Origin of the sequence: Sphingomonas sp. ERG5 (assembly GCF_000803065.1) — a bacterium.
GTDB lineage: Bacteria > Pseudomonadota > Alphaproteobacteria > Sphingomonadales > Sphingomonadaceae > Sphingomonas.
Window position 1 is genome coordinate 45,957 of the sequence record NZ_JSXI01000036.1, and the last position, 19,660, is coordinate 65,616.

At 64.0% G+C, this 19,660-nt stretch carries 17 protein-coding genes, 1 tRNA gene and 1 pseudogene; 8 read left to right on the forward strand and 11 right to left on the reverse strand.

The window, feature by feature from the left end:
* The first annotated feature begins 6 nt into the window (after positions 1-6).
* A complete protein-coding gene (locus OO12_RS13805; RefSeq protein ID WP_160296813.1) occupies positions 7-645 on the forward strand; it encodes an outer membrane protein in 639 nt (212 codons plus the stop codon).
* Between the two features lie 45 nt (positions 646-690).
* Here OO12_RS13805 and recN read toward each other — a convergent pair whose 3' ends face one another.
* Positions 691-2,355 carry a DNA repair protein RecN gene (recN, locus tag OO12_RS13810; protein ID WP_034159292.1) on the reverse strand — a complete coding sequence of 555 codons (1,665 nt, stop codon included), beginning with the start codon at positions 2,353-2,355 and terminating at the stop codon, positions 691-693.
* 82 nt (positions 2,356-2,437) lie between these two features.
* On the reverse strand, positions 2,438-3,358 hold the full coding sequence (locus OO12_RS13815) for an outer membrane protein assembly factor BamD (RefSeq protein ID WP_034159293.1): 921 nt from the start codon (positions 3,356-3,358) through the stop codon (positions 2,438-2,440).
* Between the two features lie 125 nt (positions 3,359-3,483).
* Between OO12_RS13815 and OO12_RS13820 the strand changes: the two genes are divergently transcribed.
* Both OO12_RS13820 and OO12_RS13825 read left to right on the forward strand, forming a co-directional pair.
* Positions 3,484-4,308, forward strand: coding sequence for a class I mannose-6-phosphate isomerase (locus OO12_RS13820; protein ID WP_034159294.1), 825 nt, complete (start codon positions 3,484-3,486; stop codon positions 4,306-4,308).
* 49 nt (positions 4,309-4,357) lie between these two features.
* On the forward strand, positions 4,358-5,563 hold the full coding sequence (locus OO12_RS13825) for a glycosyltransferase (protein WP_034159295.1): 1,206 nt from the start codon (positions 4,358-4,360) through the stop codon (positions 5,561-5,563).
* On the opposite strand, the gene OO12_RS13830 is transcribed toward OO12_RS13825, so the two are convergent.
* From OO12_RS13830 to yajC, 5 genes are all read right to left on the reverse strand, one after another.
* Positions 5,518-6,756 carry a DUF3089 domain-containing protein gene (locus tag OO12_RS13830; protein WP_052215878.1) on the reverse strand — a complete coding sequence of 413 codons (1,239 nt, stop codon included), beginning with the start codon at positions 6,754-6,756 and terminating at the stop codon, positions 5,518-5,520. The genes OO12_RS13825 and OO12_RS13830 overlap by 46 nt on opposite strands.
* An 89-nt stretch (positions 6,757-6,845) precedes the next feature.
* Positions 6,846-7,217 carry an Mth938-like domain-containing protein gene (locus OO12_RS13835; RefSeq protein WP_034159296.1) on the reverse strand — a complete coding sequence of 124 codons (372 nt, stop codon included), beginning with the start codon at positions 7,215-7,217 and terminating at the stop codon, positions 6,846-6,848.
* Positions 7,217-8,188 (reverse strand): protein translocase subunit SecF, encoded by a 972-nt coding sequence (gene secF, locus OO12_RS13840; RefSeq protein ID WP_034159297.1) that lies wholly within the window; start codon positions 8,186-8,188, stop codon positions 7,217-7,219. The genes OO12_RS13835 and secF overlap by 1 nt, the downstream gene beginning before the upstream one ends.
* A gap of 13 nt (positions 8,189-8,201) precedes the next feature.
* On the reverse strand, positions 8,202-9,803 hold the full coding sequence (secD, locus tag OO12_RS13845; protein ID WP_034159298.1) for a protein translocase subunit SecD: 1,602 nt from the start codon (positions 9,801-9,803) through the stop codon (positions 8,202-8,204).
* 4 nt (positions 9,804-9,807) lie between these two features.
* The gene (yajC, locus tag OO12_RS13850; RefSeq protein ID WP_034159299.1) at positions 9,808-10,146 is read right to left on the reverse strand and encodes a preprotein translocase subunit YajC; all 339 of its coding nucleotides are present in this window, start codon (positions 10,144-10,146) and stop codon (positions 9,808-9,810) included.
* A 154-nt stretch (positions 10,147-10,300) separates the two neighbouring features.
* Between yajC and OO12_RS13855 the strand changes: the two genes are divergently transcribed.
* Positions 10,301-10,377 (forward strand) — tRNA-Pro (locus OO12_RS13855).
* Positions 10,378-10,571: 194 nt separating this feature from the next.
* Here the strand turns inward: OO12_RS13855 and OO12_RS13860 are convergent.
* Both OO12_RS13860 and OO12_RS13865 read right to left on the reverse strand, forming a co-directional pair.
* Positions 10,572-10,847: a hypothetical protein gene (locus OO12_RS13860; protein ID WP_034159300.1), complete on the reverse strand. Its 276-nt coding sequence runs from the start codon at positions 10,845-10,847 to the stop codon at positions 10,572-10,574.
* Between the two features lie 393 nt (positions 10,848-11,240).
* Positions 11,241-12,521, reverse strand: a complete 1,281-nt coding sequence (locus OO12_RS13865; protein ID WP_235364791.1) for a serine hydrolase domain-containing protein — start codon at positions 12,519-12,521, stop codon at positions 11,241-11,243.
* Positions 12,522-12,721: 200 nt separating this feature from the next.
* Between OO12_RS13865 and OO12_RS13870 the strand changes: the two genes are divergently transcribed.
* Both OO12_RS13870 and OO12_RS13875 read left to right on the forward strand, forming a co-directional pair.
* Positions 12,722-13,597: a ceramidase domain-containing protein gene (locus OO12_RS13870; RefSeq protein ID WP_200887467.1), complete on the forward strand. Its 876-nt coding sequence runs from the start codon at positions 12,722-12,724 to the stop codon at positions 13,595-13,597.
* Between the two features lie 103 nt (positions 13,598-13,700).
* Positions 13,701-14,141 carry a hypothetical protein gene (locus OO12_RS13875; protein WP_034159302.1) on the forward strand — a complete coding sequence of 147 codons (441 nt, stop codon included), beginning with the start codon at positions 13,701-13,703 and terminating at the stop codon, positions 14,139-14,141.
* 16 nt (positions 14,142-14,157) lie between these two features.
* Here OO12_RS13875 and uidA read toward each other — a convergent pair whose 3' ends face one another.
* Together uidA and OO12_RS13885 are read right to left on the reverse strand one after the other, a co-directional pair.
* Positions 14,158-16,146, reverse strand: coding sequence for a beta-glucuronidase (gene uidA / locus OO12_RS13880; RefSeq protein WP_052215877.1), 1,989 nt, complete (start codon positions 16,144-16,146; stop codon positions 14,158-14,160).
* Between the two features lie 39 nt (positions 16,147-16,185).
* Positions 16,186-16,941: a FadR/GntR family transcriptional regulator gene (locus tag OO12_RS13885; protein WP_034159303.1), complete on the reverse strand. Its 756-nt coding sequence runs from the start codon at positions 16,939-16,941 to the stop codon at positions 16,186-16,188.
* 184 nt (positions 16,942-17,125) lie between these two features.
* Here OO12_RS13885 and OO12_RS13890 point away from each other — a divergent pair, with 184 nt between their 5' ends.
* Complete coding sequence (locus tag OO12_RS13890) at positions 17,126-19,435, forward strand: TonB-dependent receptor (protein WP_034159318.1); 2,310 nt, start codon at positions 17,126-17,128, stop codon at positions 19,433-19,435.
* A gap of 80 nt (positions 19,436-19,515) precedes the next feature.
* A pseudogene (locus OO12_RS27500) lies at positions 19,516-19,660 on the forward strand (bifunctional D-altronate/D-mannonate dehydratase); the annotation flags it as partial.

The window sequence follows — 19,660 nt, forward strand, 5'->3', positions numbered from 1 at the left end:
TACATGATGAAGAAGACTTTTCCGCTCCTGGTAGTTGCGGCCCTTGCACTGCCGATCGCCGCGCAAGCGCAGGACCGTTCCGCACAGGGTGCGTCGCGGACGCAGGGCGAGCCGTCGCCCTTTGCCGGCACGCACGCCACCGTCGAAATCGGCCGCAACGACACCAAGGTCCGTCAGGACGGCGCCCCGGCATCGAAGCCCTTCGAGCACAAGGCGGGCCTCGCCAAACTCCGTGGCGCCGTCGGCTATGATGCGGCGCTTGGTTCCAATTTTCTGGTCGGCGCGGAAGCCGGAATCGGTACGGGTGGACGCTCGTTCAAGCAGCGCTCGCTTGCGGGCGGCACATACCGTTTCCGCCCCGGTCTCACTTATGACCTCACCGCGCGCGCGGGTGTCATGCCAGTGAAGAATTTGCTGATCTATGGGCGTGGCGGCTATCGCTGGATGCGCAGCAAGGAAGAAATCACCGGCCAGACCACCGGCAACGGCGTGTACAAGCAGACCGATGGCGGCTGGACCTATGGCGCCGGCGTGGAGCTTGCGCTGAGTTCGTCCTTCTCGCTGCGCGGCGAGTATAACCGGACCAATTTCGACAAAAATCTGCGCCAGAACCGATTGTCGCTGGGCGGATCGTTCCGCTTCTGATGACCCCAATGAAAGCCTTGGCGCGCCCCTTCGGCGCGCCAGGGTTTACGCTGTTTCCAGCAATCGCTCCGCCTGCGCCCGCGCTTCATCGGTGATGGTTGAACCAGAGAGCATGCGCGCGATCTCTTCGCGGCGCTGCGTATCATCGAGCGACCGGACGCCGGTACGGGTGACGATGCCGTCATGGCTCTTGGCGATCAGCAGATGATGGCCGCCGCGCGCCGCGACCTGCGGGCTATGCGTGACGACAAGCAGTTGAGTATTGCCCGCCAGCCGCGCGAGCCGCTCGCCGATCGCGCTCGCAACCGCGCCGCCGACGCCGCGATCGATTTCGTCGAAGATCATCGTTGCCGCACCGCCTTCCTCGGCCAGTGCGACCTTCAGCGCGAGGATGAAGCGCGACAGCTCGCCGCCGCTGGCGATCTTGGTCAGCGCGGCGAATGGCGCGCCGGGGTTGGTGGAAATTTCGAATTCGACCCGATCCTTGCCTGCCGCGCCCCAGCTGTCGGCGGCCAGTGGCGCGATCGCGGTACGGAAGCGCGCGGCATCGAGCTTCAGCGGCGCGAGTTCGCTCTTCACCGCGGCGTCGAGCCGCGCCGCCGCCTCGGTGCGCCGCACGGTAAGCGTCCCCGCTTCGGCGTCATAAGTCTTCGCCGCTTCGGCCAGCGCCCGTTCCAGTGCGGCGATTCCCGCGCCGCCGCTTTCGATCCGCTCCAGCTTGGCCGCCAGTTCCTCGCTCAGCGCGGCAAGGTCGTCAGGCTGCACCCGGTGCTTGCGCGCCAGTGCCCGCAAGTCGAACAGGCGCGTCTCGTCCTCTTCCAGTCGCGCCGGGTCGAATGCCAGCGCGGCGGCCGCTTCATCGACCTTCTCCTGCGCCTCGGCGCTTTCGATGATCGCGCGGTCGATCGCCGCGAGCGCTTCGCCCAGCGCTTCATGATCCTCGCCGACGCGTTCGAGGATCCGAGCCGCCTGGCGCAAGCGGGCCAGGCCGCCATCGGATCCTTCGAGCAGATCGGCGATCGCCTGCAAGTCGCCGGCGATCTTCTCGCCGCGCTGCATCCCGGCACGGCGAGTGGCGAGGACTTCCTCTTCGCCGGCTTCGGGAGCGAAGGCGGTCAGTTCGGTGACGGCATGCTCGAGCCATTCGCGATCACGCGCCTGTACGTCGAGTTCGTCGCGCGCCGTTGCCAGTGCCGTCTCGGCCGCGCGCCAGACGCGGTGCGCCCGGGTTGCCGGGCCGGTATCGATCCGGCCGAATGCATCGAGCAGCGCACGGTGGCCGGCTGGCGCAAGCAGGCCGCGATCATCATGCTGTCCGTGAATCTCGACCAGATATGCGCCCACTTCGCGCAACAGGCCGGCGGAGGCGGGCTGGTCGTTGATGAAGGCGCGGCTGCCACCATCGGCCTTGACGATGCGACGCACGATCAGCGGCTCCCCGGGATCGATGTCGAGGCCGTTCTCGCTCAGCAGCGCCGCAATCGGGCCGTCGCGATGCGGGGTGTCGAAGCTCGCCGTGACCACCGCCTGCGCCGTACCGTGCCGTACCAGCGCGGTATCGCCGCGCGCGCCGAGCGTGAGGCCAAGCGCGTCGAGCAGGATCGATTTGCCCGCGCCGGTTTCCCCGGTGAGCACGCCGAGCCCGCCGTGAAACTCCAGGTCGAGTGCCTCGATCAGCACGACGTCACGGATGGAAAGCGCGGTCAGCATGGTTCCACGCCGCCCTTAACGGAAATCACGGTGTTCTGGAATTGTTCTTTTGGCGGCCGGTTGCGGCACCGACGCCGCCGCGTCAGTTGCCGCTCGGGCTGCTGTTGGACGAGGCCGGGGCCTTTTCGTCCTTCGGCGCAACCGCGTTGGAGCCGGGCAGGGTTGGCTTCGCGCCCGCCGTGCCATCTGGAATGATCTGCTGGCCCTTTTCGACCGGCGTCATCGCGACCGCAGGGTGATCGTCGATCAGCTTGTAGGCGCGCTTATACCAGTCGGTGCCGGGATAGTTCGCACCAAGCACCGCGGCGGATTTCTTCGCTTCATCGGGCACGCCGAGCGCGAGATAGGTTTCGGTCAGCCGCATCAGCGCCTCGGGCGTGTGCGTCGTCGTCTGATAATCGTCGATCACCTTGCGGAAGCGCAGCGTCGCGCCGAGCCATTGGCCACGCGATTCGTAGAAGCGCCCGATTTCCATTTCCTTGCCGGCAAGATGGTCGCGGACCAGATCGATCTTGAGCCGCGCATCGGATGCGTAGCGCGTATTGGGATAGCGACGGGTCAGTTCGCCGAGCGAATCGAGCGCTTGCTGCGTGATCTTCTGATCGCGGGTGACGTCGCTGATCTGTTCGTAATAACCGAGCGCGATCAGGTAATAGGCATAGGGAGCGTCGCGGTTGCCGGGATGGACCGACAGGAAGCGCTGCGACGACTGGATCGAGCTGGTGTAATCCTTGCTCAGATAGTTGCTGAACGAGCTCATCAACTGCGCGCGGCGTGCCCATACCGAATAAGGATGCTGGCGCTCGACTTCGTCGAACAACGCCGCGGCTTCCTTGTAGCGGCCCTGGTCGAGCCGCTTCTTCGCGGCCGAATACAGCGTGCCGACGTCGCGCGCGACATAGGGGACGTCGTTCTTGCCGCGGTTGCGGGCGCAACCGGCAATCGGAAGCGCCAGCGCGGCGATGAGCGCAAGCGCTAGCGGACGGGACATTGAGATACGCATCGCGGCTACCCTTAGCCCAGCCCGCCGCACCCTCACAATGTTTTTTGCCATGGGGCGCGGCGGGATCGCGTGGCGGGATTTGTGCGTTGCAGCTATGCCAGTCCGGCACACGGAGGATTCGACACATGACCGCGACCTTGCTCGCCACGCGCCGGGTGGAAAAGCCATGGGGCCGCCATAAGTTGTGGCCGGGTTTTCCCGATCCGGCCGCCGCCGATGCGCCGATCGGCGAGGTGTGGTTCGAGGCACCGGATCCGGGCGAAGCCGACCTGCTGATCAAATATCTCTTCACCTCCGAAAAATTGTCGGTGCAGGTCCACCCTGGCGATGCCGAGGCACGTGCCCGCGGCTTGCCGCGCGGCAAGGACGAATGCTGGGTGATTCTTGCTGCCGAACCCGATTCGACCATTGCGCTCGGTACGCTCACGCCGATGTCGAAGGAAGAATTGCGGGCTTCTTCGCTCGACGGGTCGATCGAGCACAAGCTCGACTGGAAGCCGGTCAAGGCGGGCGACTTCTTCTATTCGGCGAGCGGCACGATCCACGCGATCGGCGAGGGCGTCACGATAATCGAGATTCAGCAGAATTCCGATACGACCTATCGCCTCTATGATTATGGTCGCCCGCGCGAACTGCATCTGGATGATGGCGTAGCGGTGGCCAATGCCGTGCCGTTCGTCGCGCCCTCCGCGCCGGGCCGGGTGGCGGAGGACCGGATCATCCTGGTCGAAGGGCCGAAATTCGTGCTCGAACGCTGGCCCGGTGGTACACGCTCGGTCGTGCTGCCGGCGGGCGTGTCGGGCTGGTTCATCGCGGTGAGCGGTGACGGTATGGCGGACGGAGTCGCGTGGCGGGCGGGCGAGTGCCTGATGCTGGACGGCAGGACCGAGATCGTGGCGTCGGCCGGGAGCGACCTGTTGTTCGCTTATCCAGGCGATACGCGGATCTGATGTGCAGGAAGGGCCAAAGTAACTTTCGCGCGCTACACCGGCATCCGCCATGCTTCGTGTCCTGACCCTCTCGACTTTGTTCCCCGATAGTTCGCGGCCCAATTTCGGTGTGTTCGTCGAACGCCAGACACTGGGGCTCGCCGCACATCCGGATGTCGATGTGCGTCTCGTCGCACCGGTCGGACTGCCTGGCTGGCCGCTCGCCGCGTTGGCACATTACAAGCCGCTCGCCGCCTTGCCCGGGCGAGAGTCATGGAAGGGGCTCGACACATACCGCCCCCGCTTCGCAACGATCCCGGGTACCGGCGGGCGCTTCCACGCGGCTGCACTGGTGCGCCGGTTGAAGCCCTTGCTTGCGGAGATTCGTCGCGATTTCGCGTTCGACGTGATCGACGCCGAATTCTTTTTCCCTGATGGTCCAGCCGCGGTGACGCTGGGCGAGCATTTCGGCGTGCCGGTATCGATCAAGGCGCGGGGCGCGGACATCCATCATTGGGGCACGGCGCCGGCCACCGCCGCTCAGGTCGTCGCTGCCGGAAGGCAAGCGCGGGGCATGCTCGCGGTATCGCAGGCGATGAAGGCCGATATGATTGCGATCGGCATCCCGGCCGAGCCTATTCGCGTGCACAGTACCGGGGTCGATCTCGGCCGTTTCGCCCCTCGCGATCGAGGCGCGGGCAAGGCTGCGTTCGGCGTGACTGGTCCGCTGGTCGTGTCGCTCGGCGCGCTGATCCCGCGCAAAGGGCATGACATCGTGCTGCACGCGGTCGCGTCGCTGCCGGGCGTCTCGCTGCTGATCGCGGGCGAGGGGCCGGAGCGCGCGGCGCTTGAGGCGGAGATTGCGCGAGCAGGGGTGAGCGACCGAGTCCGCCTGCTCGGCAGCGTACCGCATGCCGATCTGCCCGCGTTGCTTGCCGCCGCCGATGTCATGGCGCTCGCCTCATCGTCGGAGGGACTCGCCAATGCCTGGGTCGAGTCGCTCGCCTGCGGCACGCCGATCGTCATCACCGATGCTGGAGGTGCAAGCGAGGTGGTGACGTCTCCAGCGGCCGGTCGCATCGTGCCGCGCGACACTGCTGCATTCGCAACGGCGATCGCCGACCTGCTTGCAGCACCCGCGCCGCGCGATGAAACACGAAGCGCGGCGGCGCGCTTCACGTGGGAAGCGAACACCGCCGCGCTGTACGAGCATCTTTCAGTATTGGTCGATCACTTCCGGGTTTTCCACGACACTCCGCGCCATTCCGCTGCCTGACGATCGGCAAGCGTTACCAAATTGCCCATCTCGACCGGCATGTCGATCAAATGCAGGCCCCAATCCTTGAGCGTCTGCCCGCCGATCACGACGTCGCCGACGATCGTGTCGGTCCGCGCATCCTTCGGATCGGCATTCACCGTCACCGCGAGATAGTCGAAGCCGTCCTTCGACACGCATTCGGCCGAGATCAAACCCGGCACCTTCACGAAGCCGGTGGTGACCGGTGCGCCGCCCGCAGCCCAGGGACCCATTGGCGTGCTGCCCAACCCTGCGCCCTTTGCACCCAGGATCGCGTCGGTCACGGCCTTGCCGCCGGCCAGCGCCGCCGGGTTGGTGCAAGCGACCGACTGACCTGGAGTTGCGACCTTGCCGAAGCGGCTCGTCGCCGGCGGCGGCGAATCGGCGCGGAAAGTGACGTAAGTGACGACGCAGCGATACTGGCCGTCGGCGCGGCATAGCGGCATCTTCTTCAGGTCGCCGCCAACCACCTGGCCGGTCGGCACCGCGACATTGGTACCGATCAGCATCGCCGAGGCGATCTTGCGCAGCACTGCCGGGTTGGTCTCGATTTCCCTGGCGATCAGTTCCTTCAGGATGCCGGCACCCTGGCTATGGCCGATCAGCACCACGCCGCGGCCATTATTGTCGCGTTCGAGATAGTCGTCCCATGCCGCTTTCACATCGGCATAGGCCATGGCGCGGTCCATCGCGACCGGCTTGCCCTGCAGTATCGATTGAAGCGCGGTCAGCGTCACCTGGCGATAGAGCGGCGCATAGACCTTGCACTTCTGGCCGAAGCGCGCGGCCTGGAATGCAGCGACATTCCTTTCCTCGTCCCCCGCGGTCATGTCGCTGTTCGGCGTCGCATCGAGCGACACGGTCGGATAGACATAGAAACAGTCGAACTGGATCAGCGGATCGGGCTTGAACTTCTCGATCTTCTGCTTGCCGTCGGGGCGGATCACCGTGACGTCCTGATTGGCGGCGCAGGCATCGGCGCGGCCCGGGCGGCACAGCCAGCTGGCGTCCTGCTTGTAATCCGGCGCGGGTGCCGGGCTGGCCGGCGTGGGAGGGGCAGGGGGCGGTCCGTTGACCGTAGCTGGCGGCGCGTTTTGCGGCGACGTCGTCGGTGGTGTCTGGGCAATGGCGGGTGTCGCGATCAGGGCAAGCAGCAGCGCGGTGGATTTCATCATTCCCTCCCTCTTTCGCGATAATCTAGCGTGATTGGCGCGCTCGCGTCGAGAGGGCGCGTAGGGCGTTCGCAGGCGGAATATGACCGTTAGGCGAAGGGGTAGAGCGCGGCGGCGATCCAGCGGCCCTCGCCGCGCAGCACGGCCCAGGCCCGCGCAGCGGCACGACTGTCCATCGCCTCGATCCCGCAACCGCGCGCCTCGATCGCCCTGACCAGCGATACCGGTGGGCGGACGAGAGACCGGCCCGTCCCGAGCAGCAGGAATTCAGGCAGCGGATCGAGCGCGAGCAGCGGGTCGAGATCGGCCAGCGTCAGCGCGGCGACCGGGGGGGGCGTCCAGCCATCGGCGCGCACCGGCGTGATCAGCAGCGCAGCATAGACGCCGTCATCGATCTTGAAACCGCCAGCCGAAAAGCCCGAAATCATCGGGCCATCGGTCCTGGCCTTTTCCATTTTCATCAGGGGCGGTCTTTGGGACCGACCCGCTCCGCGTTCTGGGGTGCCGTCGGCGCGTCGGGCTTGTTCGGGTCGGCACGCAAGCCGAGTGAGATGAGCAGCGACGACGAGACATAGATCGACGAATAAGTGCCGACGAAGATGCCGAGGATCATCGCCGCGGTGAAGCCGCGCAGCACATGCCCGCCAAAGGCGAGCATCGCGCCAAGCGCCAGCAGGATGGTCAACGAGGTCATCACGGTACGCGGCAGCGTCTCGTTGACCGACAGATCGATGATCCCCGGCATGTCCATCTTGCGATAGCGGCGCATATTCTCACGGATACGGTCGTCGATGACGATCTTGTCGTTGATCGAATAGCCAATGATGGTCAGCACCGCTGCGACGATGTTGAGGTCGAAGTCGAGCTGCGTCAGTGCGAAAAAGCCAAGCGTCATGAGCAGATCGTGGACGATCGCGACCACGGTCGACACGCCGAACTGCCATTCGAAGCGGAAGATCGCGAACAGGCCGATGCCGATCACCGCGAGTACGACCGCGAGAATGCCGTTGCGGACCAGTTCGTCCGAGACCTTGCCCGAGACGGTCGAGTAGCGCGAGAAGGTTGCGCCGGGGAACTCCGCCGCCAGTGCGGTCTCGACCTTCTTGACCACTGCGTTGGTCGCGCCCTCATCGGCGCTCGCGACGGCCGGCAAGCGGATGGTCAGCGTGCGGGGACCGCCGAATTGCTGCAGCGTGGCATCGCCGACACCAAGCTTGTCGACGGCTTCACGGACCTTGTTGAGATCGGGATCGGTAGCGAACTTCTCCTCGATCATCAGGCCGCCGACGAAATCGACGCCGAAGTTCAGGCCTTTGGCCCAGACCAGTCCGACCGCGGCGAGCGACAGCGCCATGGTCAGCGCGAAGGCCCATTTGCGCAAGGATACGAACGGGAGGTTCGTATTGTCGGGAACGAGTTTCAGAAGGCGCATGGTATTTCGCCGATCAAATATTGATGTCGGTGGGGCGGTTCTTGCGCAGCCACAGCGCGACCAGCATCCGGGTGAAGACGACGGCGGTGAACACCGACGTGGCGATGCCGATCAGCAACACAGTCGCGAAACCCTTTACCGGTCCCGAGCCCATGAACCACATAATCACGCCCGAGATGGCGTGGGTCACGTTGGCCTCGAAGATCGTCCGACTAGCCTCCTTATAGCCAAGCTCGACCGCCTGAACCACATTTCGACCGCGCCTTCGTTCTTCGCGGATGCGCTCGTTGATCAGCACGTTGGCATCGACTGCGGTACCGATGGTCAGCACGAAGCCGGCGATGCCCGGCAGCGTCAGGGTCCCGTTGAGGACCGCCATCACGCCGACGATGATGAAGACGTTGATGACCACTGCGATATTGGCATAGATTCCGAACCGGCCATAGGTCAGCAGCATGAACACCACGACCGCGGTGACGGCGATGATCGAGGCGAGAATGCCGGCGCGGATCGACTCCTTGCCGAGATCGGGACCGACGGTCGATTCCTCGACCACCTTCAGCGCGACCGGCAGTTTGCCCGAGCGGAGCGCAATGGCGAGCTGATTGGCCGAATCGACCGTGAAGCTGCCCGAAATGCTCGCCGTGCCGCCGAGGATCGGTTCGTTGATATTGGGAGCCGAGATCACCTTCTTGTCGAGGATGATCGCGAACGGCTTGCCGACATTGGCTTGAGTCAGGTTGGCGAAGCGCTTGCCGCCCTGGCTGTCGAAGGTGATGACGACTTCGGGTTCATTGGTCTGCTGGTTGAACGATTGGCGCGCATCGGTCAGCTGGTCGCCACTGATGTTGGGCGAGCGCTTGACCGCGATGACCGGCATCCCCTGGGGATTGTTCGGATAGGGCAAAATCTGGCTGCCGATGGGCGCGGTGCCCTTGGCGAGCAGCGCAGGATCAGCGGTCTGGTCGACCAGCTTGAATTCGAGTTCGGCGGTCTCGCCGAGCAGCTTCTTCAGGGCATCGGGATTTTGCAGGCCGGGCACCTGGACGACGATGCGGTTGGAGCCCTGGCGCACGATGGTCGGTTCGCGCGTGCCGAGTTCGTCGATGCGCTTGCGCACCACTTCGGTCGCGTCGCCCATCGCCTGGTCGACCGCGGCGTTCAGGCCGGCTTGGGTCGGCTTCATCACGATGCGGCTCGAATCGACGACGTTCAGGTCCCAGTCGCGCTGGCCGGTCAAGGCGACGCCGCTGGTGAGCTTGTTGAGCACTTCCCGCGCCGCGTCGACCTTGGTCACGTCGCGCAGCAGGAAGCTCAGCGTACCGTCACGTGTCGAAATATCGCCAATGTCGATTCGCGGCGTGGCGCGGCGCATGCCCGTCGCGACCTGCTCGCGCATCAGCTCGACGCGCTTCGTCGCGATGTCCTTGGTATCCGCCTCGAGCAGCAGATAAGAACCGCCGGCGAGATCGAGACCAAGGTTGATCCGCGGATGCGGGAACTTGCCCCAGGAGTTGGTGGTGCTCTCGGGCAGGAAGCTCGGAACGGCAAGCAGCATCAGCGCCACCAGGAAGGCGACGATCGACGTTACTTTCCAGCGCGGAAAATCCAGCATGGGGTCAGTCGTTCGCCGGCTTGGCGTTGCCCGGGCCGGTCACGTCAGTGAGCGTCGCCTTGACCACGCGGACCTTGACCGTCGGGGCGATCTCGACCTCGACGAACTGTTCCTCGACCTTGGTCACCTTGCCCAGGATGCCGCCGGCCGTGACGACCGAATCACCCTTCTTCACGGCTTCGACCGATGCCTGCAGCGACTTCATGCGGCGTTGCTGCGGGCGGATCATCAGGAAATAGAAGACGATGAAGACGAGAAACAGCGGTGCGAGGCTGAGGAATGAGCCGATGCCGCTGCTAGCGGCAGCGCCGGCGGTCTGGGCATAGGCGGAGGGGATGAACATAGGTCTACCTGAATCGCGGGATGGCGGGACGGACGCCCCACGCTACAAGGGCCGGGCGCTATCATCATCACCGGGGACGCGCAACATTCGTGGTGTGTGGCAATGCGGACACTTGCATCCTGCGCCACACCCGCATAGACGCGCTCGCCTCGGTCGGGGCGTAGCGCAGCCTGGTAGCGCATCACACTGGGGGTGTGGGGGTCGCAGGTTCGAATCCTGTCGCCCCGACCAAGAATTTCTATACCATTTCAATGGGTCGGTGGGTCTGCTAGCAGCCCCAGCAGCAGCCTTTGCGCTGTCTAACGCGTGTCTAAACCCGCCGCTGGCGCGCTGCGCAAATCGCGATTCTTCCTCACAGAACGTCCCGCGCCCTAGGGAGCAAGGCGCTGCACAATGTCTGAAGGGGGTGGACAGCGCTCCCAGGTTCAGTCTTGGTCCAGATTCCAAGGTTCGCGCTGAACCCATATTTTCGGGACGCTGTATTTTTCAGCCCATTCTGTCGCAGCAGCTATCGCCGCCTCAAGGCTGACGTCATCTTCGGACAGCGACCTGTAGAACACGCTTTCCCCTGATGGCTTTCGGCTCCAGCCGGTGCCGTAGAATCCCCCGTTATCGTTCGCTTCCACGGTTAGCCAGCGCTCCTCGTCTGACGATTCGGGTTTGTCTTCGTTAGGACCCAAGTGGATGATTTCGACCATCATTCTTTTACTCGCATACCGCCGCTAATGCCCGCAAGTGTTGTTGGCCACCGTTCATGTTGCCTACGATGGCGGCCGGTTTCGATGATAGTTTATTTAACCCCAAAAATCCCGGCGGTGCGTTCGGGTTCCTCCAGTCAAGACTATGTTCTGCCATTGGTGTCGGCACCGGAGCCGCACTTTGGTAGCCAAGCCAGCAGGCAGGCGCGGGTATGCAGCGCCGACGGCGATGCGATTGGCGCTTTCGCCCTCATAGCGCACTGCGGTCGGCGATCTGGCCGGGGCATCTAGCCATAATATCGTGGCACCATCTTCGCGCATGACTGCCCATGGTGATATCGTTGCCAATGCTCGCCAGATTTCCTGCGGCCGGTCCAGGTAGAGCGTCAGGCCGGTTTACAGGCTGGCGTAAACCGCCTTGGTATACCCATCCGGGAAGCCGAACGTCTCCTCGGGTGCATATTGTGCGAAGCCGGTGGCGCGAATGCCTTGCGCGGGGTCGACCCAGGCGATGGTGGCGGCCGCGCCGCCCCAGCCGAAGCTGCCCGGTCCCCGGTCGCCCGGCCCCGATTTCGTGGCGACGCCGCCGCCGGCGCCGAAGCCGTTGCCCTTGAGAATGGTGCCGCTGGTATCGACGCCGGCCGGCAACAGGTTGGACATGCCCAGCCGTGCGGTCGCGGGCGCCATGACTCGTACCTTGCCGATCGCGCCGTGTCCCTGCAGCATCCACAGGAAGCGATCATAGTCCCGCGCGCTCATCACCAGCCCGGAGCCGCCGAACGGGAAGGCGGGCTTGTCGAGATAGATGCTGGTCGCCGCCGGATCGATCACCAGCGTGATCGCCGGGGTTGCCATATAGCCGGTGACGAAGCGGCCGACATCCTTTTGCGGCACTTGCCAGAAGGTGTCCTTCATGCCGAGCGGATCGAACATCCGCTCCTGGAGGAAACCGTCGAAGCTCTTGCCCGAAGCCAGTTCGATGATCCGTCCGAGCAAGTCGAGACCGACCGAATAGCGCCACTGCGCGCCCGGATCGAACAGCAGCGGCAATGTTGCGAGTCGGTCGGCGAACTCGGCCAGGCTCGGTGCGGTCGGAATATCGGAATATCCCGGAAATTTGGTCCGGCTGACGCTGGTCGGGTTGATGCCCAGCCGGACATATTCCTGCAGCAACGGCCCTTTGGTGACGATCGTATAACCGAGCCCGGCCGTATGAGTCAGCAGATGGCGGATCGTGATCGGGCCCTGAGCGGGCCGGCTGGTCAAATCCTTTGCCGGGTCGACCAGCACTTTGGGATTGGCGAAGCCGGGGATGAAATCGGCGATATTCTGGTCGAGTTTCAGCTTGCCCTGCTCGATCAGCATCATTGCCGCCATGCCGGAGATCGGCTTGGTCATCGAATAGACCCGCCATAACGTGTCGGGACCGACCGGGGTGCGGCTATCCTTCGCGATGGTGCCGGCGGCGATATAGGTCGGTTCGGCATTGCCGACGCCAATGGTGCCGAGCAGGCCCGGTATTTTTTCGGGGCTGATCAGTCCGTCGATATAGTTGCGGACGGGGGACCAATCGGCAGGAGATTTGCGGGCGAATGCCGCGGGCGGTAGCATGGTGAGTGCGCCGAGCGCCGTGAGCCCGCGTATGAGGTCGCGCCGTTCAAGCATCGGTCCCTGCATCGCCATTCTCCGAGTCCGGTTTTGATGAAGATTGGCAGATCCGCCATATCCGGGCCTGCACGGAATAGGATAGTAAAGACTATTATATCGTCAAGCGTCTTGTTATAGGCGCCCAATCACGCCGGACGCGGGTATGGGCCTGGGAAAGAGCCCGGGGAAAAGCTCCGACGGCGGCGATCGGAGCGAGGGGAGAAACAGGGGTGCCCAGCAAAGTCGGAGTCGTGCCGGTGACCGCCCGGGGGCCGGTTGCGCGGAGCTGGATCGTGTGGGGGGTGAGCCTTGTCATCCTCATGGGCGCGTTCCTGCTGTTCGCTTATGTCATCGGCTGGCCGACAACGCCGGACCGCTGCGTCAATGAACAATGTTTCTGCGAGTATTTCTCGCGCGCAGATATCGAGAATGGCGTGAAGGGAATCCGGCAGGGCACCAACACCTGGTCCAATCTCTACGCCATCTTCACCAGCCTGTTCGTGGCTTGGGGACTTGGCCGCGACCGGGCGTCCGGCAGCGCCCCCAACGTCATGCGCTCCGCCGATCCGATCGCGGATCTCTATGTCTTCGTGGTCCTGTTCCTCGGGCTGGGCAGCATGTGGTTCCATGCCTCCATCGCGAAATATGTTTCGTGGATCGACGGTCTGTCGATGTACACTTTCATGGCCTATCTGGTGTTCTACACGCTCAACCGCAGCCTGGTGCGGACGGGCGTCAATGCCGGAACGCGCGGCAAGATCTTCTGGGGCGGTTATATACTGACCGCCGGAGCCTTTGCCGCGGCCGGTGCCGCGGGCGTGGATTCGGTAATCCTGATCCTGACCCTGGTGGTTGCCTATATGGTGCTCGAATTCCGGTTCGCCGGTTTCATCGCCGATCCGCGCGCGCGCAGCTATTGGCTTATCGGCATCGCAGCGATCGTGATCGCCACCATCTTCTGGGTGTTGTCCCGGACGGGAGGGCCGCTCTGCGACCCGCATAGCTTCTTCCAGCCGCACGGGTTGCTCTGGCATACGCTCGCCGGCGTCACGGCGACGATGATGTATCTTTACTGGCGCCGCGAGAATGTTGCCGATGGGCAATAAGTCATCGGTCGGCGTTGGAGTTCTCTTGATCCCCCGTCCCATTGGAACGAACAGTTCCCTGCGGTAGCATGGCGGCTGGTTCATCGATCTTTGGGGAAAAATCATGACCGGCACGACCCTAAAAGCACCCTGGCATCTGTGGCTGATCGGCGTGATCGCCGTGCTGTTCAACGCGATCGGGGTATTCGACTTCACCATGGGCATGGCGCAGGGCGCACGCTATTTGGCCAGCGCCGGGATGACTCCGGATCAGATTGCGCATTATCTGGCCATGCCCGTCTGGATGACGGCGGCATGGGCGATCGGCGTGTGGAGTGCCTTTATCGCGTCGATCCTGCTCCTGCTGCGGCGCAAGGCGGCATTCCCCGTCTTTGTCCTCTCGCTGGCGGCGTTTCTGATCAATCTGCTCTATACCTATGTCCTGACGGACGGCGGCGCGATCATGGGTCGGTCGATGGCGATCACGAGTGCGGTGATCGCGATATTGCTGCTATTCTTCAACTGGTATGCGCAGGCGATGGGAAAGCGGGGCGTGCTTCGCTAGGCATCGCCGTCCGCCATCACTTGCTCTTGTCGGGCACGATGATTTCCTTGCCCGCCCAGGCCCTGCGCAGCAACTGAGCCGCTTCCTTGGGGCGGCGGTCGCGGGTGAATACGCCTTTATAGTTCATGCCGCTCACCCGCATGATGCTCTCGGAGGTCTTGAAGTCGGCAAAGGCCCAGGGGTGGGTGCCGATCACGTACGGGAAGCGGTCGGCGACGCGCAAATACATCGCGATCACTTCGGCCTGATAATCCTCGCTCCACATTTCGGCCGGCTGGGCATGTGCCCCGGCGGCGGCGTCGGCGCCGAATTCGGTCAGGAAGATCGGCTTGTCGCCGTGCCGTTCGCGCAGCGCCGCGATTTCCTTGGCCAGCTGCACCTCGGCCTTGGGCAGGTCCCCCGAAATCGCGTACCAGCCGTCATAGCTGTTGGCGCAGATCACGTCGCCCAGTCCGACCCAGTCGGCCGGCCCGCCCTGCACACTGACCAGCGCCACTGGGCGGCTACGGTCGAGCGCCCGGACATGGTCGAACAGACTGCTGAAAAAGGCCGTGCCTTTCGCCGGCGAATCCGCCGGCGCATCGTCGAGCGTGTGGAAGGGCTTGGTCAGCGGCTCATTGGCGATCGACCACAGGATCACCGAGGGATGGTTGCGGTCGCGCGCGATCAGGTCGGTCAGCACGGTCTTGAGGTGCTGGCGCCGCGTCTCGATGATGTCGGGTGAATCGGAAAAGACATGGCTGACGGCGGGCGATTCGCTGATCACCAGGAATCCGTACTCGTCGGCCAGCATCAGCGCTTCTTCGGCATAGGGGTAATGCGAGGTGCGGAAGCTGTTCGCGCCGATCCATTTCAGCAGTTCGAAATCGCGCACCAGCACCGCCAGGTCGAGGCCGCGGCCGTGCAGGATGAAATCCTCATGCTTGCCGAAGCCCTTCAGGAACACGGGCTTGCCGTTGAGCAGTATTTCGCTGCCGCGCACCTCGACCGTGCGGATGCCGATTTTCATGACATAGTCGTCGAGCGGCCGGCTGGCGTCGCCGAGCGCGACGGACAAACGATAAAGGAAGGGATCGTCGGGGCTCCAGAGTCGGGCGCCGGGGACGCGGATCGTCGCGCTCGCGCGTCCGCCGCGCACCGCGGCGTCGACCGTCACCGGCGCCTTGCCGCCGTGCAGCGTCAGTCGGGCCGGCCCGGTCCATCCGTCGCTGACGGTGAATGCGATCTCGACCATGCCGGTTGCGCCGTTGCGCGTGGTGGTCACCACGACGTCATGGACATGCGTCGCGGGCAACGCGGCGAGCAGCACCGGGCGATGCAGGCCCGAATAGGGGAAGAAGTCGTAGGTCGTCTGAGGATAATGGATGGTGTGCAGCCGGTATTTCTCCGGATCGGGAATGCCGGGCACGCGGTCGACCTTCAGCTTGTTCTCGACCAGCACGACCAGCCGGTTGGGCGTATCGGAACGCGCCGCGCCGCTGACATCGAAGGCAAAGGGCAAATGCCCACCGACATGTTCCCCGAGCAATTGTCCGTTGAGCCACACTTTCGCGCGGTACACCGCCGAGCCGAAGCGCAGCACCACGCGCTTGCCGGTCCAGGCCGGGTCGAGCCGAAACTCGGTCTCATACCAGGCCGTGCCGGTATAATGGCGGGCGTCATCGAACAGGTCGTTCCAGCTGCACGGCACCGGGATCGAACGGGTATCGGTCAGGCCATTGGCCCAACCGGCGGCCTCGCCCTCATCCTGTGGATCGAGCCGGAAGCGCCATAACCCCGACAGGTCACGGGTTGCGCGGGTCGCGCTTTCATGCGGGTAGAGCAATGTCACGCCATTTGCCGGGGCGGGCTCCGGCGCAACGGCCGGGGCGGTGCCGACCGCATGTGCGGTGCCGCCGAGCGCAACCACCGCCGCGGCGCCGCCGAGTGCGCCAAAGGCCTGGCGCCGGGTTACCGCATGCGTCGCGGTGCTCCCGTCGATCTCGTGGTCGATCCGCTGTGCCATCCCGTCCTCCCCATTTTATCTGTCTGGTCGTTCATGGCGTCAGGCGATCGCGGCGTAGCGCCTGCGATGGGCGGCGATGCGCGCCTGGGCCTGGTCGATCTCATGCACTTCGGTCGCGTTCATCAGCGAGTCGAGCACACGGGTGAGGTGATCGCGCATCGCGGTGCGCGCGGCATCCGGCCGGCGCGAACGCAGCGCCGCCAGGATCACGGCATGTTCGTCGATCCGTGGCTTGACCCCGGCGGCATGCGCCTTGCTGCTCATCAGCTGATATTGCGGCGAGCGTGCGCGTGCGTCCCACAGCATCTGTACCGCCGCGACCATGCCGCTATTCTGGGTCGCCTGCGCGATCAGCAAATGGAAGCGGCGATCGGCATCCTCAGACATATCGACATCGCGGGCGTTTTCCGCCTGCATCTCGGCAACCAGCGCGGCGAGTTCATCGAGTTCCTCATCGGTGATGCGCAGTGCGGCGAGCGCACAGGCCTCACCCTCGATCGCGCGGCGCGCCTCGACCAGTTCGAACGGGCCGATATCGGTTGCCGATGCCTGGCCGTCACGCGGCAGGCGCGCGACGACATAGACGCCCGATCCCATGCGCACCTCGACCAGCCCGTCGAGTTCGAGCGCGATCAGCGCCTCGCGTATCGTCGGGCGCGAGACAGAATAGGTCTGCGCGAGCACGCGCTCGGCGGGCAGGCGTTGGCCGATTTCGAAGCGTTCGGCGGCGATCGCCGAGGCCAGGTCTTCGGCGACACGTTCATATAAACGTCCGGGTTCGACTTTCGCGCTCATGAGCCAACCGTAGATGGTCAGGCCAATATCGGCAAGCGATACGTGATATTTTTAGCAGAATCCGCAATGACATGTGATTTTGGTCAGCCAAAACAGCCTGACCAATATTGCAACTGGCCTGACCAATGTGTATTGCGATGCCGTGACCACGAAAACGCGGCGAGTCAGGGAGAAGGAAATGACAATGAAGCTTCGAAGCGGGGCCGCCGCGCGGCTGCTCGCCGGTACGATCCTCGCCACCATTGCGTCCGGCGCTTATGCGCAGGCCGTGCCCGAAACACCGGCGGCAAGCGCACCGGCCAATGAGGCGACTCAGGCCGGCGTCGATGCCGGCAATTCGAACGACATTATCGTCACCGCGCAAAAGCGGACCGAGAATGTCCAGAACGTACCGATCGCGGTCCAGGTTCTGTCGGGCAGCCAGCTCGAGGCGGGCGGCGTGCGCGACTTTACCGACCTGACCAAGGTCGCGCCGTCGCTGATCGTCCGCCCGTCGGATCAGCCGGTCAACGCGTCGATCTCGATCCGCGGCATCGGCACCTTCGCCTTTTCGATCGGGGTCGAGCCGAGCGTCGCGGTGCAGGTCGACGATGTGCCCGTCACCTTCCAGGCGCGCGCCTTTGCCGATCTATCGGACATTGCGCGGATCGAAGTGCTGCGCGGGCCGCAAAGCACGCTGTACGGCAAATCCGCCTCGGCCGGCCTGATCAACATCGTCACGCTTGCGCCGAGTTCCACTTTCACCGGACGGGTCAACGGCCTGGTCACGACGGACAATGAATATACGCTGGGCGGCACCATCTCCGGTCCGCTGAGCGATACGCTCGGGTTCCGGGTCAGCGCCAACCATAATGACTTCAACGGCAACGTCCATAACCTGTTCAACGGCAAGAAGGTCAACGGCCGCACCTCGACCTCGGTCAAGGGCAAGCTGGTCTGGGATCCGACCGATGCGATCACCGCCACGGTCGGGCTGAACTATATCGACGGCAGCACGACCTATGGCCGGCCGTTCATTCGCGGGCTTGGGTCAACCGCTTATCTGCGTGGCAATGTCGCGCAGCCGCCCTCGGTATATGCGCCCGGCGTGGTGGTCAGTGCGGACAATGACGATGTATCCAACAACGCCCCCGCCGGGACCAATTATGACGGTTTCGGTCAGTCGTTGAAGGTCGAGGCCGATCTGGGCGGGCCGACGCTCGTCTCGATCTCCTCGCATGATCGCTACACGCTCGATGATTTCCTTGATCAGGACGATACGTCGGTCGTGGCGCCCGACAATCGCCAGGGCGGGCGATTCAAGTCGCGGCAATGGACGCAGGAAGTGCGCCTCGTCTCGCCGTCGGACCAGCCGTTCCGCTATACGCTCGGGCTATTCTATGCCGATGTGACCTATTCGCGCCGTTTCATTCGCGGCCCATCCTTCTCGCTCGCCAATTGGTACGGCACATCGGGATCGAAGCAGGAGGCGGCGTTCGGTCAGCTCGAATATGACATATTGCCGCGCACCACGGTGATCGCCGGACTGCGCTATCAGCATGAGAAAGTCGACTACACCTATCGCGATTTCATCCCGCCCGCGGGCGCGGCCGGTTATTTCAGCGGCAGCGCGAACGACAATTTCGCGACCTATCGGCTCGGGTTGCAGCATAAATTCACTGACGATGTGATGATCTATGGCTCCTACGCGACCGGACACAAGGGCCAGACCTATGATCTGACCACTGGCTTCAACGCGCAGCGCGCCTCCGGCGGGCCGGTGCGGCCTGAAACGTCACGGAGCTGGGAAATCGGCACACGCACCCAGTTCCTCGACCGGCGCCTGACGGTCAATCTGACCGCCTTCACTTCGACCTATCGCAATTTCCAGGCGCAGGGCATCGAATCCTTCCCTGACGGCACGGTCAATTACCGGCTGGCCAATGTCGGCAGCATCCGGTCGCGCGGCGTCGAATTCGAAACCTCGGCACGGATCGGCGGCGATCTGAACCTGGGCGCATCGGTTGCCTATCTCGATGCGAAGATCACCAAATTCCCCTTCGCGCAGTGCTTCCCGGGCCAGACATTGGCACAGGGGTGCAATCCCGCGGTGGCGCCGCGCCCGGCATTCCAGGACCTGGCCGGCGCGCGGCCGGCACAGTCGCCGGAATGGAAGCTGTCCGCCAATGCCGAATATACTCCGTCGCTCGGCAGCCTGCCGGTGAAGGGGCTGTTGCAGGCGGCGTATAGCTATCAGAGCGCGATCAACTTCTCGCTCAGCCAGGACCCGGAGACGATCCAGAAGGCATTCGGGATCACCAATCTGTCGATCGGCGTCAGGGACAAGGAAGGACGATTCGAGGTCGCCGCTTTCCTCAACAATGCCTTTGACGTGCAATATTACGCCAACCTGCTCAATTCACGCGGGACCTATAACAACCAGACGGCAACCCAGGCGCAGCTGCCGCGTGATTTCCGGCGCTATGGCGGCATCAGGGCGACCGTCTCCTTCTAGACGCTCCGGCGGCGGCGGCTCATCATGGTCGCCGCCGCCGCGGCACATTTCCCGGCCAAGCGCCGCAACGGAGCCGATACATGCCGATTATTACCGGCGCCCGGGTCATCGTCACATGCCCCGGCCGCAATTTCGTCACCCTGAAGATCGAGACGGATCAGGGCGTTTACGGCATTGGCGATGCGACGCTCAACGGCCGCGAACTTTCGGTGGCGAGCTATCTCA

Excerpts from the sequence above, each read along its gene's own strand:
- OO12_RS13815 (WP_034159293.1), bottom strand. The coding sequence starts at position 3,358 with ATGCGTATCTCAATGTCCCGTCCGCTAGCGCTTGCGCTCATCGCCGCG.
- recN (WP_034159292.1), bottom strand. The coding sequence starts at position 2,355 with ATGCTGACCGCGCTTTCCATCCGTGACGTCGTGCTGATCGAGGCACTC.
- secF (WP_034159297.1), bottom strand. The coding sequence starts at position 8,188 with ATGCGCCTTCTGAAACTCGTTCCCGACAATACGAACCTCCCGTTCGTA.
- uidA (WP_052215877.1), bottom strand. The coding sequence starts at position 16,146 with ATGGCACAGCGGATCGACCACGAGATCGACGGGAGCACCGCGACGCAT.
- OO12_RS13805 (WP_160296813.1), top strand. The coding sequence starts at position 7 with ATGAAGAAGACTTTTCCGCTCCTGGTAGTTGCGGCCCTTGCACTGCCG.
- OO12_RS13890 (WP_034159318.1), top strand. The coding sequence starts at position 17,126 with ATGAAGCTTCGAAGCGGGGCCGCCGCGCGGCTGCTCGCCGGTACGATC.
- secD (WP_034159298.1), bottom strand. The coding sequence starts at position 9,803 with ATGCTGGATTTTCCGCGCTGGAAAGTAACGTCGATCGTCGCCTTCCTG.
- OO12_RS13820 (WP_034159294.1), top strand. The coding sequence starts at position 3,484 with ATGACCGCGACCTTGCTCGCCACGCGCCGGGTGGAAAAGCCATGGGGC.
- OO12_RS13875 (WP_034159302.1), top strand. The coding sequence starts at position 13,701 with ATGACCGGCACGACCCTAAAAGCACCCTGGCATCTGTGGCTGATCGGC.
- OO12_RS13865 (WP_235364791.1), bottom strand. The coding sequence starts at position 12,521 with ATGCAGGGACCGATGCTTGAACGGCGCGACCTCATACGCGGGCTCACG.
- yajC (WP_034159299.1), bottom strand. The coding sequence starts at position 10,146 with ATGTTCATCCCCTCCGCCTATGCCCAGACCGCCGGCGCTGCCGCTAGC.
- OO12_RS13825 (WP_034159295.1), top strand. The coding sequence starts at position 4,358 with ATGCTTCGTGTCCTGACCCTCTCGACTTTGTTCCCCGATAGTTCGCGG.
- OO12_RS13835 (WP_034159296.1), bottom strand. The coding sequence starts at position 7,217 with ATGAAAATGGAAAAGGCCAGGACCGATGGCCCGATGATTTCGGGCTTT.
- OO12_RS13830 (WP_052215878.1), bottom strand. The coding sequence starts at position 6,756 with ATGAAATCCACCGCGCTGCTGCTTGCCCTGATCGCGACACCCGCCATT.
- OO12_RS13860 (WP_034159300.1), bottom strand. The coding sequence starts at position 10,847 with ATGATGGTCGAAATCATCCACTTGGGTCCTAACGAAGACAAACCCGAA.
- OO12_RS13885 (WP_034159303.1), bottom strand. The coding sequence starts at position 16,941 with ATGAGCGCGAAAGTCGAACCCGGACGTTTATATGAACGTGTCGCCGAA.